2 protein-coding genes (1 of these 2 only partly in view) are annotated in these 18,239 nt (G+C 73.2%); both read right to left on the bottom strand.

What is annotated here, in order from left to right; genetic code table 11:
- Window positions 1-80: 80 nt before the first annotated feature.
- On the bottom strand, window positions 81-16,091 hold the full coding sequence (locus tag OHS33_RS27910; protein WP_330333159.1) for an amino acid adenylation domain-containing protein: 16,011 nt from the start codon (window positions 16,089-16,091) through the stop codon (window positions 81-83).
- On the bottom strand, window positions 16,091-18,239 hold the 3' end of the coding sequence (locus OHS33_RS27905; RefSeq protein WP_330333158.1) for an amino acid adenylation domain-containing protein. 13,877 nt of this gene lie beyond the right edge of the window; the window shows 2,149 of its 16,026 coding nt (coding positions 13,878-16,026); its start codon lies off the right edge, out of view — the gene reads right to left on this strand; its stop codon occupies window positions 16,091-16,093. The genes OHS33_RS27910 and OHS33_RS27905 overlap by 1 nt, the downstream gene beginning before the upstream one ends.

Raw genomic sequence — 18,239 nt, 5'->3', positions numbered from 1 at the left:
GTTTCCACGGACCGCGGCGGCCGGCCTTCGGCGTAACCCTGTTCCACAGTCACCGGGCCGAGCCGGTCACTGCTCTGCGGTCAGCGGCCGCTCCTCTCGCGCATCGGCCGCAGCGCCGGGCGGGTCGACTTCTCGGTGCCGAGCTTCTTGGCGAGTCCGGCCACGGTCGGCGCGTCGAAGAGCGTCCGGATCGTGACGTCCACGTCGAGGAGGGCCCGGATCCGTGCGGTGAGTTCCACGGCCAGCAGGGAGTGCCCGCCGCGCTCGAAGAAGTCGTCGTCGACACTCACCTTCTCCAGCCCCAGGGCCTCGGCGAAGGCCTGGCACAGGAGTTCCTCCTGCCGGTTGGCCGGGGCCCGGCCGGTTCCGGCGCCCGCCGCGTAGTCCGGTGCGGGCAGGGCCTTGCGGTCCAGCTTGCCGTTGGCGGTCAGCGGGAGGGCCGCCACCACGACGACCGCGGACGGGACCATGTGCTCCGGGAGCCGCTGCGCGGCGAACGCCCGCAGCTGCTCCGGCAGGCCGCCGGCCTCGCCGTCGGCGGGGACGACGTAGGCGACCAGGCGGACGTCTCCCGGCGCGTCCTCGCGGGCGATGACCGCGGCCTGCGCGACCTGCGGGTGACCCGCGATCACGGCCTGGACCTCGCCCGGCTCGATCCGGAAACCACGGACCTTCACCTGCTCGTCCGCACGCCCCAGGTACTCCAGCCGGCCGTCGGCGCGCCAGCGCGCGACATCGCCCGAGCGGTACATCCGCGCACCCGGCTCGAAGGGGTTCGCCGTGAACCGCTCCGCCGTCAGACCCGGGCGGTTCAGGTAACCGCGGGCCAGCTGGGCACCCGCGATGTACAGCTCACCCGCGACACCCGGAGCGACGGGGCGGAGCCACTCGTCCAGGACGTAGAGCCGCATGTTGGCGATCGGGCGGCCGATCGGAACCGGCTCCCCGATCTCCTGCCCGGCCCGGATCTCGAACACCGCACAGCCGACCACCGTCTCGGTCGGACCGTACTCGTTGACCACCACCGAACCCGGCGCGCGCTCCAGCAGATCGCGCACCACACCCGGCGGCAGCGCCTCACCACCGACCACCCAGGTGGCCGCCGCGCCCTTCAGCTGAACATCAGTCAGCATCTCGGACAACAGGGGCAGGTGGGCCGGTACGACCTTCACCAGACCGAAACCACCACCCTCCCGCAGCAGTTCGGCCAGACCCTCGGCACCACCCGCACGGCTCACCGTCACCGGCGCACCCGAGATCAGCGGGGCCACGATGCTCGTCACCGTCAGGTCGAAGGCCAGCGAGGAGTGCAACGGCGCTCCGCCGTGCACCGCCTCGTAGGAACCGGCCGCGAACCGCGCGTAGTTGGCGAGCCCGCCGTGCGTGACGGCGACGCCCTTCGGGCGGCCCGTCGAACCGGACGTGTAGATCACGTAGGCCAGACCGTCCGGCGACACCGACACCTCGGGAGGTGTCGTCGGCTGCGCGGAGAGTTGCATCGTCATGAGCGGTCCGTCCACCGCCACCAGCCGGGCCCGGCCCGCCGGCAGCTCGTCCAGCACCTCCTCGTCGGTCAGCGTCAGCACCGCGCCGCCGTCCGCCAGCATGTAGGCGATGCGGTCGGCCGGGTATTCGGGGTCGATCGGCAGGTACGCGGCGCCCGCCTTCCAGGCCGCGAGGACCGCCACGACCATCTCCACCCCGCGCGGCAGGCACACGCCCACCATCGACTCGGCGCCGACGCCCTGGGCGAGGAGGTAGTGCGCGAGCCGGTTCGCCCGTGCGTCCAGCTCCCGGTACGAGACCTCCGCGCCGTCGGCGATCACCGCCGCCGCGTCGGGCGTACGGGCGACCTGCGCCGCGAACAGCTCCGGGACCAGGGCCGGGCCGAAGTCGGCCGCGGTGTCGTTCCACTCCACCAGCACCCGGCGGCGCTCGTCGGCATCGAGGACGTCCACCGCGCTCAGCCGCAGCCCCGGGTCCGTGCCCACCAGCTCCAGCACGCGCACCAGGCGCTCCGCGATCCGCCCGACGCTCTCCCCGTCGAACAGGTCGGCGGCGCCGACCACCGTTCCGGCGACACCGGCCGGTGCGCCGGAGGCGTCGAACACCTCGCCCAGCAGCACGTCCAGGTCGAACCTGGCCGCCACCGCGGCGCCCGCCGACACACCGCTCACGCCCGCGCCCGGCAGGTCCAGGACCGCCTGCGCGTTGTTCTGCATCGTGAACACGGTCTGGAAGAGGGGGTGGCGGCCCATCGAACGCGCCGGGGCCAGCTCCTCCACCAGTCGCTCGAAGGGCACGTCCTGGTGCTCGAAGGCCGACAGGCTGGTCTCCCGGACCCGCTTCAGCACCTCGCGGAACGTCGGGTCACCGGACAGGTCCGCCCGGATCACCAGGGTGTTCACGAAGAACCCGACGAGGTCGTCGAGCGCCGCGTCCGTACGGCCCGCGTTCGCGGCGCCGATCGGTACGTCGACACCCGCGCCGAGGCGTGACAGCAGGACCGCCAGCGCCGACTGCAGGACCATGAACATGGTCACGCCCTCGGCCCGTGCCACGCGCGCCAGCTCCGCATGCAGCGCGGCCGGAACGCGGACCGGCACCTCGACACCGCGGTTCGACGCCACCGCCGGACGCACCCGGTCGACGGGCAGCGCCAGTTCCTCCGGGATGCCGTCCAACGTCCCGCGCCAGTAGTCGACCTGACGGGTCATCAGGCTGTCCGGGTCACTGCCGTCGCCCAGCAGCTCACGCTGCCACAGCGCGTAGTCGGCGTACTGGACCGGGAGCGGCTCCCAGGCGGGCGCGGTGCCCGCCGAACGGGCCGCGTACGCGAGGGACAGGTCCTGCGCCAACGGCGCCCACGACCAGCCGTCGCCCGCGATGTGGTGCACCACGACCACCAGCACCCGCTCCTCGGGGCCGGACTCGAAGAGCCAGGCACGGAAGGGCACTTCCGACGCCAGGTCGAACAGGTGACCCGACGCGGCGGCCACCGAGGCGTCCAGCTCCTCCGGGGTCACCTGGACCACGGACAGCTCCCACTCCAGTTCCTCGGCCGCGATGATCCGCTGGTACGGCTCGCCGTTCTCCGTCGGCAGCACCGTGCGCAGCACCTCGTGCCGGCCGACGACGTCCCGCAGGGCCGCGCCGAGCGCCCGGGGGTCGATCCGCCCCGGCAGCTTCAGCGCGATCGGGATGTTGTAGGCGGCGCCCGCGTCCTGGAGCTGTCCGATGAACCACATGCGGCGCTGTGCGAAGGACAGCGGCACCCTGTCGGGGCGCTCCATCGGCGTCAGGGCCGGCCGGCCGTTCCCGTCGCCGTCCGAGAGGCGGGCGGCGAGGGCCGCGACGGTCGGTGCGTCGAAGAGGACCCGGATGTCCAGGTTCACGCCGAGCACCGCCCGGACCCGGCTGGCCAGCCGGACCGCCAGCAGGGAGTGGCCGCCGAGGGCGAAGAAGTCGTCGTCGACGCCGACGCTCTCCACGCCGAGCACCTGCGCGAAGACTCCGCAGAGGATCTCCTCGCGCATGTCGGCCGGTCCGCGGCCCGCCGCCGTCCGCTCCTCGGGGGTGGGCAGGGCCTTGCGGTCGAGCTTGCCGTTCACGGTCAGCGGCAGCGCGTCGAGGATGACCACCGCGGTGGGGACCATGTACTCGGGCAGCCGCTCGGCGGCGAGCCGGGTGACCAGCTCGGGCAGCTCGGCGGGTGCGCCGGGCGCGGGGACCACGTAGGCGACGAGGCGCTTCTCGCCCGGGGTGTCCTCGCGGACGATGACCGCGGCCTGGGCGGCCTGCGGGTGCGAGGCCACCACGTTCTCGATCTCGCCCGGCTCGATCCGGAAACCACGGATCTTGACCTGGTCGTCGGTGCGGCCCGCGAACGCGAGCTGTCCGTCGGCCGACCAGCAGGCCCGGTCGCCGGTGCGGTACAGCCGCTCCCCCGCGCCGCCGAACGGGTTGGCCACGAAGCGCTCGGCCGTCAGGCCGGGACGCCCGAGGTACCCGCGGGCCAGGCCCGCGCCGGCGACGTACAGCTCACCGGCGACGCCGACCGGAACGGGGGCCAGGGACTCGTCCAGGACGAACACCCGGGTGTTCAGCACCGGGGTGCCGATCGCGACCTCGCCGGTGGCCGGGTCGCAGAGCGAGAGGGTCGCGTCGACCGTCGTCTCGGTCGGACCGTAGGAATTGAACAGCTCGTGACCGCGCGCCCAGCGGGCCATCACCTCGGGCGGGCACGCCTCACCAGCGGTCACCAGGACCACGTCCGCGCCGATCGAGCCCTCGTCGAGGGTGGCCAGCACGGCGGGCGGCAGCGTCACGTGCGTGACCCCCTGCTCGGTGAGGAACACCGGCAGGGCTTCGCCGAGGCGCCGCTCCTGCGGGATCACCACGAGCGTGGCGCCCGTCAGCAGAGCCATCATCCATTCCCAGCCGAAGGTGTCGAAGCCCGCGGAGGCGAACTGCCCCACCCGCGAGCCGGATCCGACCCCCAGGTAGCGCATGTGGCCCGCCACCAGGCTGGAGACACCCGCGTGGGAGACCAGCACGCCCTTCGGGCGGCCCGTCGAGCCCGAGGTGTAGATCACGTACGCGGGAGACTCCACCCGCACCGCGGGGCCCGGCTGCGGACCGTCCGCCAGGGCCGCCAGCTCCGCCACCGTCTCCGGCGCGTCCAGCAGCACCACGGAGTCCGGGAGGACCGACGCGGTGGCCGAGGAGGCCAGCACCGCCACCGGTCGCGCGTCCTGGAGCATGTAGGCGATCCGGTCCACCGGGTACGCCGGGTCGATCGGCATGTACGCGCCGCCGGCCTTGGCGACCGCGAGCAGCGCCACCATCAGCCCGGCCCCGCGCTCCAGGCACACGCCCACCACCGATTCGGCGCCCACGCCACGCGACCTCAGCAGCCGCGCCAGCCGGTTGGCCCGGGCGTCCAGCTCCGCGTACGAGAGCGACGCGTCGTCGGCCACCACGGCCGTCGCGTCCGGAGCCAGCGCCACCTGCGCCTCGAACAGCTGCGCCACGGAACCCTGCGCCACCTCGGCGGCGGTCGCGTTCCACTCGACGAGCATCCGCTCGCGCTCGGCCGGGTCCAGCACGTCCACCGCGCTCAGCCGCAGCTGCGGATCGGCGGTCACCACGTCCAGCACCTGTGCCAGCCGGGTCGCGAGGCGCCGCGCCGACTCCTCCTCCAGCAGGTCGGCCGCCGCGGTCACCGAGCCCATCACGCCCGCGGGCGCGCCGTGCTCGTCGAAGGTCTCGGTCACGATGACGTCGAGGTCGAACCTCGCCAGCGCCGCGCCCGTCGCGATCGGCCGCACCCGCAGGCCCGGCAGGTCCAGGCTCGCCTCTTCCGTGTTCTGCAGGGTGAGCATCACCTGGAAGAGGGCGTGGCGGGCCATGGAGCGGCTCGGTGCCAGCTCCTCCACGAGCCGCTCGAAGGGGACGTCCTGGTGCGTGAACGCCTCCAGGCTGCGCTCGCGGACCCGGCCCAGCACGGTGCGGAACGTCGGGTCCCCCGACAGATCGGTGCGCACCACGAGGGTGTTGAGGAAGAAGCCGACCAGGTCGTTCAGGGCCTCGTCGGTGCGGCCCGCGTTGGGCGAGCCGATCGGGATGTCCGTACCGGCGCCGAGCCGCGAGAACAGCACTGCCAGGGCGGCCTGCAGCACCATGAACACCGTGACGCCCTCGGCCTGCGCCAGCTCCACCAGCCGTGCGTGGACCTCGGCGCGGACCTCGACCGGGACCTGGTGGCCCTGGTGCGAGGGGACCGCGGGACGCGGGTGGTCGAAGGGCATCGTCAGCTCCTCCGGCACCCCCTCCAGCGCGTCCCGCCAGTAGTCGGCCTGGCGGGAGATCATGCTCTGCGGGTCCCGCTCGTCGCCCAGCAGGCCGCGCTGCCACAGCGCGTAGTCGGCGTACTGGACGGGCAGCGGTCCCCATTCCGGGGCCCGGCCCGCGCAGCGCGCCACATAGGCCTCGGAGATGTCGCGGGCCAGTACGCCCGTCGACCATCCGTCGCTGGCGATGTGGTGGATCGTCACCACCAGGACCTGCTCCTCGGGGCCGGTCCGCAGCAGGGCCGCCTTGACCGGCAGCTCCGACGCCAGGTCGAAGAGGTGTCCCACCGCCTCGGCGACGGTGGTCTCCAGGTCCCCGGCCGCCACGTCGGCCACGGACAGCCGCCAGGTCAGCTCGTCCACGGGAAGGACCTGCTGGTACGGCTCGTCGTCGAGGACCGGGAAGACCGTGCGCAGCACCTCGTGCCGGCCGATGACGTCCAGCAGCGCCGCGTTCAGCGCGTCCTCGTCCAGCCGGCCGTTCAGCCGGAGCGCGACCGGCACGTTGTAGGTCGCGCTCGGGCCCTCCAGCTGCCCGAGGAACCACAAGCGGCGCTGGCCGTACGACAGCGGCACCCGCTCGGGGCGCTCGCCGGCCGTCAGCGCGACGCGGGCCGTGTCGGCGCCGGTCAGACGGGCGGCCAGCGCGGCCACCGTGGGGGCGTCGAAGAGCGCCCGCAGCGGTACCTCGACGCCCAGGACCGTACGGATGCGGCTCATCAGCCGGGTGGCGAGCAGGGAGTGACCGCCGAGGGCGAAGAAGTCGTCGTCCACTCCGACCTTGTCCAGGCCCAGCACCTGTGCGAACACGCCGCACAGCAGCTCTTCCTGGAGCGTGGCGGGCCCGCGGCTCGTGCCGCTCGTGTACTCAGGCGCGGGCAGCGCCTTGCGGTCGAGCTTGCCGTTGACGGTCAGCGGCAGCGCGTCGAGCTCGATGACGGCCGAGGGCACCATGTACCCGGGCAGTCGTTCGCCGACGAACTCCCGGACGGCGGCGGGCAGTCCGGCCGCTCCTTCGCTGCCGACCACATAGGCGGCCAGCAGGGTGTCACCGTTCGGTTCCTGACGCACGATCACCACGGCCTGGTCGACCTGCGGGTGGGCGGCGACCGCGGCGCGGACCTCGCCCAGCTCGATCCGGAAGCCGCGGACCTTCACCTGGTCGTCGGCCCGGCCGAGGTACTGCAGGTTGCCGTCCGGGCTCCAGCGCACCAGGTCGCCGGAGCGGTACAGCCGCTCCCCCGGCGCGCCGAACGGGTCGGCGACGAAACGCTCCGCCGTCAGCCCCGGGCGCCCCAGGTATCCGCGGGCCAGGCCCGCGCCCGCCAGGTACAGCTCGCCGGGCGCGCCCACCGGGACGGGCGAGAGCGAGCGGTCCAGTACGTAGGCGCGGGCGTTGCCGATCGGCTTGCCGACCGGTACCTCCGTGACCCCGGGCCGGGCCGGCCACACCAGCGCGTCGACGGTGGTCTCGGTCGGGCCGTAGGTGTTGAACATCCGGCGCCCGGCGGCCCAGCGGTCGACCAGCTCCGGCGGGCACGCCTCGCCGCCCACCTCGATGACGACCTCCGCCGCGAGCGAGCCCTCGTCCAGGCCGGCCAGTACGGCGGGGGGCAGGGTCGCGTGCGTCACGCCCGACTCCGCGAAGAACCCGGCGAGTTCGGCGCCGACGCGACGGTCCGCGGGGACCACTGCCAGCGTCGCCCCGTTCGTGAGGGCCAGCGACCACTCCAGGCAGAAGTTGTCGAAGCTGACCGAGGCGAACTGCGCCACCCGGGAGCCGGGACCGGCTCCGAAGCGGGCCAGTGCCGCCACCGTGTTGGCGAACGCCCCGAGCGGAACGCCCACCCCCTTGGGCCGGCCCGTCGAACCCGAGGTGTAGATGACGTACGCCAGCTGCCCGGGCAGCGCCGCCGCCCGCTCGGCCGGGGCCACGCCCGCCGGTTCCCGGAGCACCTCCGGGGAGTCCACGAGCACCACCGGCGCCCCGGCCTCCGCCACGATCGCGGCCGTGCCGGCCGAGGCCAGCACCAGTGCGGGAGCGGCGTCCTGGATCATGAAGGTGATGCGTTCGGCGGGGTACTCCGGGTCCACCGGCAGGTAGGCGGCGCCCGCCTTCAGCACGGCCAGGACCGCCACGATCAGGTCCACGCCGCGTTCGAGGGCGAGCCCGACCACGGACTCCGGGCCGACGCCGTGCCCGGTCAGGAACCGCGCGAGGCGCTCCGAGCGCGCGTCCAGCTCCGCGTACGACACCTCGGCGCCGTCGGCCAGCACGGCCGCCGCGTCGGGGGTCCGCGCGACCCAGGCCTCGAAGAGTGCGGTCACCGGCACCGGGGGGACCTCGGCCGCGGTGTCGTTCCACTCGGCGAGGACCTGGCGCAGCTGCTCCTCGGCGAGCACCGGGAGCGAGCCGAGCTGCCGGTCCGCGCCACCCGCGAGCGACGTCTCCAGCGCGCCGACCAGGTGCTCGGTGACGGTGCGCAGCAGCACGCCGACCGCCGTCGGGTCGACCGGGGCCACCGCGTCGACCGCGAGGGCGAGCGATTCGCCGTCGTCGTCGACCGAGATGCTCAGCGGGTAGTTGGTGCGCTCCTGCGTGAACAGCTGCCGGATGCCGGAGAGGCCTTCGGACGGCGCCTCGGCGGGCTCGGCGGCCTTCGGGGCCGCGTTGTGGCGGTAGTTGAAGAGCGAGGTGAACAAGGGGGTGTCCCCGCCCACTCCGCTGACCTGCTGCGCCACGGCGAGCGAGGCGTGCTCGTGTTCCAGCAGTTCGGCCAGCTGTCCGCGCATCGCGGAGACGGCGGCCAGGGCGCCCTGTTCGCCCGTACGGACGCGCACCGGGAGGGTGTTGATGTAGGGGCCGAGGACGCGGCCCGCACCGGCGCCCGCGCTCATCCGGCCGAGCAGCACGGTGCCGAAGACGACGTCCTGGCGGTCCGAGACCGCCGCGAGCACCCGGGCCCAGGCCACGTGCATGACGGTGGCGGCGCTGGTGCCCGCCCTGCGGGCGACCTCGCGCAGCCGGTCGTTCAGTTCCGGTGCGATCTCCACCACGGCGGTCACCGAGTCGGCGCCGTCGCCCCGGACGTCGGCCATCCCGTAGGGGGCGGTCGGCTCGTCGACGTCCGCGAGCAGGTCGCGGAAGTACCGCTCGTGCTCCGCGCGGGCTTCGCCGCTGCGGGCCTGCGCGACGAAGCTCCGGAAGGGCAGCGGCTCGGGGAGCGCGCTCCCGTGCCCGGTCATGAAGGCCTGCACCTCGTCGAGGAGGGCTTCCAGCGCGGTGTGGTCCTGCACCATGTGGTGCAGGCGTACCAGGGCGAGCCGCCGGTCGGTCCCGGGGACCGCGGCGGTGTGCACCGTGATCATGGGTGCGCGGCCCAGGTCCATGTCGGCGCCCACGCGGGCCACCAGTTCGGCGACCCGGTCGTCGGTCCCGTCATCGGTCAGCCCGGCGAGGGTGACCTCGGTGACCGGCAGTTCGGCGCGGCGCCAGACGACCTGGACGGGCTCCCGCAGTCCTTCCCAGACGATCGAGGTGCGGTAGATGTCGTGCCGGTCGATCACCTGCTGGAGGGCCCGGGTGAAGGCGTCGAGCCGCTCCGGCGCGTCGAATTCGATGACCGTCGGCAGGACGTAGGCGTCCACACCGCCCTCGGCCAGCAGGTGGTGGAAGAGCAGGCCCTCCTGGAGGGGGGCGAGCGGGTAGATGTCGGCCACGTTCGCGGCGCCGCCGGGGACGGACGCGACGATACGGGCGACCTCCTCGGTGGTCAGGTCGACCAGCGGCAGGAGCTCCGGGGTGATCTCCACCGCGTCGGCGGGGATCAGGTTCGCCGGGACCTCCAGCTGCCGCGCCCCGGTGGACGCGGCCAGGCCGGCCGGGGTCGGGGAGTCGAAGAACGCCCGCACGGACACCGATACGCCCAGCTCGCGCAGGTACTCCACCAGACGCACGACGAGCAGCGAGTGTCCGCCGAGCCGGAAGAAGTCGTCGTCGACGCCAACGCCCTCCACGCCCAGGACCTCGGCGAAGGCCGCGCAGACGATCTCCTCGCGGGCGTTCGCCGGGCCGCGGCCGGACCCGGCCGTGAACTCGGGGGCGGGAAGGGCCTTGCGGTCGAGCTTGCCGTTCACGCTGAGCGGCAGCGCGTCCAGCACCACGACGGCGGCGGGAACCATGTACTCGGGCAGCCGCGCTGCGGCGAAGGACCGTACGGAGTCGGCCAGTTCGGCGGCGGCGCCGTCGGCCACGACGTAGGCCACGAGGCGGGCTTCGCCGAGGACGTCCTCACGGGCGACCACGGCGGCCTGGGCGACCTGCGGGTGCGCGGCGATGACCGCCTGCACCTCGCCGGGCTCGATGCGGAAACCGCGGATCTTCACCTGCTCGTCGGCGCGGCCCAGGTACTCCACCTGGCCGTCCGCCGTCCAGCGCGCGATGTCGCCGGTACGGTACATCCGCGCGCCCGGCTCGAAGGGGTTCGCGACGAACCGCTCCGCCGTGAGCCCGGGACGGGCGGCGTAGCCACGGGCCAGCTGCACGCCCGCGAGGTACAGCTCGCCACCGGCGCCGACCGGCACCGGGCGCAGGGCCGCGTCCAGCACGTACACCCGGGTGTTGGCGATCGGCGCACCGATCGGCACCGTTCCCGAGGTCTGCTCCGGGCGGCACTGCCACGCGGTGACGTCGACCGACGCCTCGGTCGGGCCGTACAGGTTGTGCAGCTCGACGCCCTCAAAGACCTCGAAGAAACGCTGCTGGGCGGTCAGCGGCAGCGCCTCGCCCGAGCAGAGCACCCGGCGCAGGCCCGTGGACCCGCCGGCGGTCGGCTCGGCGAGGAACGCCTCCAGCATCGACGGCACGAAGTGCGCGGTCGTCACCCGCTGTTCGGCGATGAGCGAGACCAGGTAGCCCGGATCGCGGTGTCCGTCCGGACGGGCGACCACCAGGGCGGCGCCCGACAGCAGCGGCCAGAAGAACTCCCACACCGACACGTCGAACCCGAACGGAGTCTTCTGCAACACCCGGTCGGCGGCGGTCAGTTCGTAGCGGGACTGCATCCAGGCCAGCCGGTTCACGATGCCCTCGTGCGGGACCACCACGCCCTTCGGGCGGCCCGTCGAACCGGAGGTGAAGATGACGTACGCGGCGCCCTCGGGCCGCACGGTGACCTCCGGCGCGCCCGGGTCCAGGTCCGCGAGCGCCGGGTCCTCCACGAGCACCCGTACCGCGTCCGCGGGCAGCGGTCCGGCGTCCAGGGCGGCCGTGGTCACGACCACCGACGCGCCCGCCGTGTCCAGCACGTACCCGACGCGGTCCGCCGGGTAGCCCGGGTCCACGGGAAGGTAGGCCGCGCCCGCCTTCACCACGGCCAGCAGTGCCACCACCAGCTCGACGCCGCGTTCCAGCCGGACACCGACCACGGAACCCGTGGTGACGCCCCGCGCGGCCAGCAGCCGGGCCAGGCGGTTCGCCCGGGCGTCCAGCTCGGCGTACGAGTGCTCCGCGCCCTCGAAGACCACCGCGGTCGCCTCGGGCGTCCGCTGCGCCTGCGCCGCGAACAGCGCGGGGAGCGTCGACGGCCCGACCTCGGCCGCCGTGTCGTTCCATTCCACCAGCAGCCGGTTCAGGTCCTCCGGAGCCAGTACGTCGACACTGGCCAGCGCCGTGTCCGGTCCGCCGTCGAGCGCCTGCCCGATCAGCGGCACCAGGGCCTCGACGGCGGTCCGCAGGAGCGTGCCCACGGCCACGGCGTCGATCGGTGCGACGGCGTCCACGGCCAGCGACATCGAGTCGCCGTTGTCGTCGACGGACACACCGAGCGGGTAGCTCGTGCGCTCCCGCGAGGACAGCACGCGGATGCCCTCGGGAGCGTCGCCGCCCTCCGGAGCGTCATCCCGGCCCGTGTTGTGGCGGTAGTTGAGCAGCGAGGTGAACACGGGAGAGTTGCCCGTCAGGCCACTGGCCTGCTGGGCCAGCGCCAGCGAGGCGTGCTCGTGCTCCAGCAGCCCGGCCAGCTGACCGCGCATCGCGGTCACGGCCTCCAGGGCCCCCAGCTCGCCGGTGCGCAGCCGCACGGGGAGCGTGTTCATGTAGAGACCGGCGACCCGGTCGGCGCCCGCACCGGCGTTCATCCGGCCGAAGAGCACCGTGCCGAACACCACGTCCGAGTGACCCGAGACGGCGGCCAGCACCCGCCCCCATGCCACGTGCAGCACCGTCGCCGCACTGGTACCGACCCGGCGCGCCACCCCCCGCAGCTGCTCGACGACCTCCGGCGAGAGCGGTACGACGGCACGCTCCACCGCGGCTCCGTCACCGCGGACGTCGACCAGCCCGAAGGGAGCGGTCGGCTCCGTGACATCGCCCAGCAGCTCGGCGAAGTACCGCTCGTGCTCGCCGCGTTCCATGCCGCCGCGCACCTGCGCGACGAAGTCGCGGAACGGCAGCGAGGGCTCCAGCTCGCCACCGCGCCCGGCGAGGAACATCTGCACCTCGTGCAGCAGCACCTCAAGGGCGGTGTGGTCCTGGACCAGGTGGTGCAGGCGCAGCAGGACCAGGTGCCGCCCGCCGTCCGGCAGGGCGGCGAAGTGCACGCTGATCAGCGGTGCGCGGCCCGGAGCCATCGACAGGCCCACGGCCTCGTGCAGTTCGGCCAGCGGATCCGCCGAGAGCGGGTCCAGGACCACCTCGGTCACCGGCAGTACGGCTTCGCGCCAGACCACCTGGACCGGCTCGCGCAGCCCCTCCCACACGAACGAGGTCCGCAGGATGTCGTGACGGTCCACCACGAGCTGGAACGCGCGGGCGAACTCCGCCACCCGCTCCGCCGAGTCCATCTCCAGGGCCACCGGCATCAGGTAGGCGTCCTCGCCGCCCTCCGCCATCAGGTGGTGGAAGAGCAGGCCCTCCTGGAGCGGGGCCAGCGGGTAGACGTCGGCGATGTTCGCCGCGCCGCCCTCGACGGTGGCGGCGATCCGCTCGATCTCCGCCGCGGTCAGGTCGACCAGCGGCAGCATCTCCGGCGTGATCGCGGTCGCACCGGCGGGAATCAGGTTCTCCGGCACCTCCACGGTGTCCACGCCCGCCGAGGCCGCCAGACCCACCGGGGTCGGGGTGTCGAACAGCGCGCGCACCGATACCGAGACGCCGTGCTTGCGCAGCACCTCGACCAGGTGCACCGCCAGCAGCGAGTGACCGCCGAGAGCGAAGAAGTCGTCCTCGACCCCGACCTCGGCCACGCCCAGGACCTCCGCGAAGGCCTGGCACAGCACCCGCTCGCGCTCGTTCGCGGGGGCACGGCCCGCTCCCGCACCGGCGGCGTACTCGGGGGCGGGGAGGGCCTTGCGGTCCAGCTTCCCGTTGCCGGTCAGCGGCAGCGCGTCCAGGACGACAACGGCCGACGGGACCATGTATTCCGGCAGGCGGCCCGTGACGAACGTACGGACCTCCGCGGGCAGCGCGTTCAGGTCGTCATCCGGGTCGTCCGCGACGACGTACGCCACCAGACGCACATCCCCGGGAACATCCTCACGAGCGACCACCGCGGCCTGAGCGACCTGCGGGTGCGCCGCGACAACGGCCTGCACCTCACCCGGCTCGATGCGGAACCCGCGGACCTTGACCTGCTCGTCCGCACGCCCCAGGAACTCCAACTGACCATCGGCACGCCAACGGGCCACGTCACCGGAGCGGTACATTCGCCCACCGGACGCGAACGGGTTCGCCGTGAACCGCTCGCCGGTCAGACCGGGACGGTTCACATAGCCACGGGCCAGCTGAGCACCGGCGATGTACAGCTCACCCGCGACACCCGGAGCCACCGGACGCAGGAACGCATCCAGGACATAGAGCTGCGTGTTCGCGATCGGACGGCCGATCGGGACCGCGTCACCGACCTCGTCACCGGCACGCACCTCGAACACCGCACAGCCCACGACCGTCTCGGTCGGACCGTACTCATTGACCACGACCGAACCGGGAGCCCGCTCCAGCCACGACTGCACCACCGAACCCGGCAGCGCCTCACCACCCACGACCCAGGTGCCCGCCGCACCCTTGACCTCACCATCCGTCAACATCTCGGACAGCAGCGGAAGGTGAGCCGGAACGGCCTTGGCGAGACCGAAACCGCCACCATCGCGCAGGAGTTGCGCCAGACCCTCGGCGCCGCCCTCGCGGCTCACCACCACCGGCGCACCGGAGATCAGGGGTACGACGACACTGGTCACCGTCAGGTCGAACGCCAGCGACGAGTGCAACGGAGCACCGCCCAGCGCCACTTCGTAAGAACCAGCCGCGAACTGGGCGTAGTTGGCGAGACCACCGTGCGGGACGGCGACACCCTTCGGGCGTCCCGTCGAACCCGACGTGTAGATCACGTACGCCAGACCCTCGGGACGGGTCACCACCTCCGGGGCGGTACCCGGCAGCATCGACAGCTGGACACCCATCAGCGTGGAGTCCACCGCGACCATCCGCGCACGGCCCGCCGGGAGATCACCCAGGATCTCCTCGTCGGTCAGCGTCAGCACCGCACCGCTGTCCGCCAGCATGAACGAGATCCGGTCCACCGGGTACTCGGGGTCGATCGGCAGGAAGCCCGCGCCCGCCTTCCAGGCGGCCAGGATCGCGGCCACCGCGTCCACACCACGCGGCAGGCAGATGCCCACCAGCGACTCGGCGCCCACACCCTGACCGACCAGGAACTGCGCCAGCCGGTTCGCCCGCTCGTCCAGCTCCGCGAACGACACCTCGACACGATCCGCGATGACCGCGACCGCATCCGGAGTCCGCGTCACCCGGGCCGCGAACAGCTCCGGCACGAGACCCGAACCGAAGTCGGCCCCCGTGTCGTTCCAGTCTGTCAGGACCCGACGGCGCTCGTCCGCGTCGAGGACGTCCACCGCGTCCAGGGTCACACCGGGGTTCGCGGCGACCTGCTCCAGCACGCGCACCAGGCGCTGCGCGATCCGCTCGACGCTCTCCGCGTCGAAGAGGTCGGCCGCGCCGAGGAGCGTTCCGGTGACACCCGCGGGTGCGCCGGAGGCGTCGAACGCCTCGCCCAGCAGCACGTCCAGGTCGAACCGCGCCGCGGCGGCGGCATCCGTGGTGCTCGCGGGTGCGCTCCCCGCGCCCAGGCCGGGCAGGTCCAGCACGGCCTGGGCGTTGTTCTGCATGGTGAACATCGTCTGGATCAGCGGGTGGCGCCCCATGACACGCGCGGGGGCCAGCTCCTCGACCAGCTTCTCGAACGGCACGTCCTGGTGCTCGAAGGCCGAGAGGGCCGTGTCGTGACCCTGGGCCAGCAGCTCCCGGAAGGTCGGGGTGCCCGACAGGTCGGTGCGCAGGACCAGGGAGTTGACGAAGAAGCCGACCAGGTCGTCCAGTGCCACGTCCGTACGGCCGGCGACGACGGTGCCGATCGGGATGTCGGTGCCGGCGCCGAGGCGGGACAGCAGGACCGCCAGCGCGGACTGGAGCACGACGAAGAGGCTCACGCCTTCCGCCCGGGCGAGTTCGACGAGCCTGGTGTGGACGTCGGCGGGGACGTCCAGCGCGGCGGCGAGGCTGCGGTGGGAGGGCACCGCCGGGCGCGGACGGTCGACGGGCAGCGCCAGTTCCTCCGGTGCGCCCGCCAAGGTCTCGCGCCAGAAGCCGAGTTGGCGGCTCATCACGCTGTCGGGGTCGTCCTCTTCGCCGAGCAGCTCGCGCTGCCACAGGGCGTAGTCCGCGTACTGGACGGGCAGCGGCTCCCAGTCCGGGGCGTGGCCCGCGCGGCGGGCGGCGTACGCGACGGAGACGTCACGGGCCAGCGGGCCCATGGACCAGCCGTCGCCCGCGATGTGGTGCACCACCACGGCCAGAACGTGTTCGCCCGGGGCGGTGGTGAAGAGCCAGGCCCGGATGGGCACTTCGGTGGCGAGGTCGAACAGGTGGTGCGCGGCCGCGGCGACGGCGTCGTCGAGGTCCTCGGGGGCCACCTGGGCCACCGACAGCTCCCACTCCAGGTCGTCCAGCTTGCGGATGCGCTGGTAGGGCTGGCCGTCCTTGGTCGGGAACACGGTGCGCAGGACCTCGTGCCGGCGCATCACGTCACGCAGTGCGGCGTTCAGCGCGGAGGAGTCCAGGTCGCCCGACAGGCGCCGCACGATCGGGATGTTGTAGGCAGGGCTGGGTCCGTCCAGCTGACCGATGAACCAGAGCCGACGCTGGGCAAAGGAAAGAGGGATCATCAGTACTCCTCGTTGGTACGCATCGGCCGCAGTGCGGGCCTGGCTGTCTTCTGTGTTCCGAGTTGCCGGGCCACTCCGGCCACGGTCGGCGTCTTGTAGAGGGCCCGCAGCGAGAAGTCGACTCGCAGGAGGGCCCTGATCTGGCTGATCAGCCGGGTGGCGAGCAGGGAGTGACCACCGAGCGCGAAGAAGTCGTCGTCCACGCCCACGCTGTCGAGCCCCAGTACCTCGGCGAACGCCTGGCACAGCAGCTCTTCCTGCCGGTTCGCCGGGGCCCGGCCCTCACCCGTGGTGTATTCGGGGGCGGGCAGTGCCTTCCGGTTCAGCTTTCCGTTGGCGGTGAGCGGCAGTGCCGGGAGCACCACGACCGCCGAGGGGACCATGTACGTGGGGAGCTGGTCCTGGACCGCCGCCCGGAGCGTCCCCGCGAAGCCCTCGGTGGTGTCGCCCGTCTCCGTGGCGGGGACCACGTAGGCCACGAGCCGCTGGTCGCCGGGCTTGTCCTCGCGGACGATCACGACGGCGCGCGCCACGGTGTCCTGTGCGGCGAGCACCGCTTCGATCTCGCCGGGTTCGATGCGGAAGCCGCGGACCTTGACCTGCTCGTCGGCGCGGCCGAGGCATTCCAGCCGCCCGTCCTTCGTCCACCGGGCGAGGTCACCCGTGCGGTACAGCCGTTCGCCCGTGCCGCCGTAGGGGGACGCGACGAACCGCTCCGCGGTCAGCGACGGCCGACCCGCGTATCCGCGGGCCAACTGCGCGCCCGACAGGTACAGTTCGCCCGCCACGCCGGCGGGAACCGGCCGCATCCATCCGTCGAGGACGTACGCGCCCACCTCGGCGAACGGCCGGCCGATCAGCACCGGGCCCTCGGTGACCTCGGCGGACGTCGCCCACACCGTGGCCTCGGTCGGCCCGTACAGGTTCACCGCGCCGACACCGAGGTCCGTGAACCGCTGCGCCAGCTCGGGCGGCAGCGCCTCACCGCCCACCAGTGCCCGCACCCCGGCCGGCCAGCCCGACTCGTCCAGCAGGGCCCGCCACAGCGACGGGACGCCCTGCACCACCGTCGCGCCCGAGGACACGACCAGCTCCGTCAGGGCGGCCGGGTCGCGCACCGCGTCGCGCGACGCGACGACCACCGAGGCACCGGACACCAGCGGCAGGAACAGCTCCAGCGCCGCGATGTCGAAGGACACCGTCGTCACCGCCACCAGCCGGTCACCGGGGACCAGCGGCACCCGCTCGCCGACACCGCCCAGGTGGGCGGTCAGCGCGGCGTGCGAGATGACGACGCCCTTGGGGCGGCCCGTCGAGCCGGAGGTGTAGATCAGGTACGCCGGGTGCTCGGGGAGCGTCGCCCGGCGGCCCGGCACGGACGGGATGTCCGTGTCCGGTCGCGCCAGTTCGGCGACGATCGCGGGGTCGTCGAGGGCGACGATCTCGACCCCGAGCCCCGCCAGCCAGCCCGTGGGGCCCTGGGCGGTCAGTACCAGTGCGACTCCGGCGTCGCCGATCATGTAGGCCACCCGGTCCGCCGGGTACTCCGGATCCATCGGCAGGTACGCGCCTCCGGCCTTCATCACGGCCAGCAGGGCGACGACCAGTTCGACGCCGCGGTCCAGGGCCACACCGACGACCGACTCGGGGCCGACGCCCCGGCGGTTCAGGTACCGGGCCAACCGCTCTGCGCGGGCGTCCAGTTCGGCGTAGGACACCTCGACGCCCGCGGAGACGACGGCCGTCGCGTCCGGGAAGCGCGCGACCTGCGCCGCGAACAGTTCCGGAACGGGGACCGTGGCGAGGGCGTCCCTGCCGGTGTCGTTCCACTCGTCGAGGATGCGGTGCAGGTCGTCCTCGCCGAGGACGCGCACCGCGGCCAGCGGCTGTTCGAGCCCCCCGTCGAGTTCCCGCTCCAGGGCGGTGACGAGGTTCGCCGTGGCGGTGCACAGCAGCCGTCCCACGGCGTCCGCGTCGATGGCTTCCACCGCGTCCAGGGTCAGCTCGATGGAGTCGCCGTTGTCGTCGACCGCCACCACGAGCGGGTAGTTGGTGCGCTCGCGGGCGTAGCGCAGGGCGAGGCCCTCGAATCCGCGGTTGCGGTCGGCGGCCGCCTGCTCTCCGGAACCGCCCGCGTTGTGGCGGTAG

Source organism: Streptomyces sp. NBC_00536 (assembly GCF_036346295.1).
GTDB lineage: Bacteria > Actinomycetota > Actinomycetes > Streptomycetales > Streptomycetaceae > Streptomyces.
This window is presented reverse-complemented; position numbering and strand designations above follow the sequence as displayed.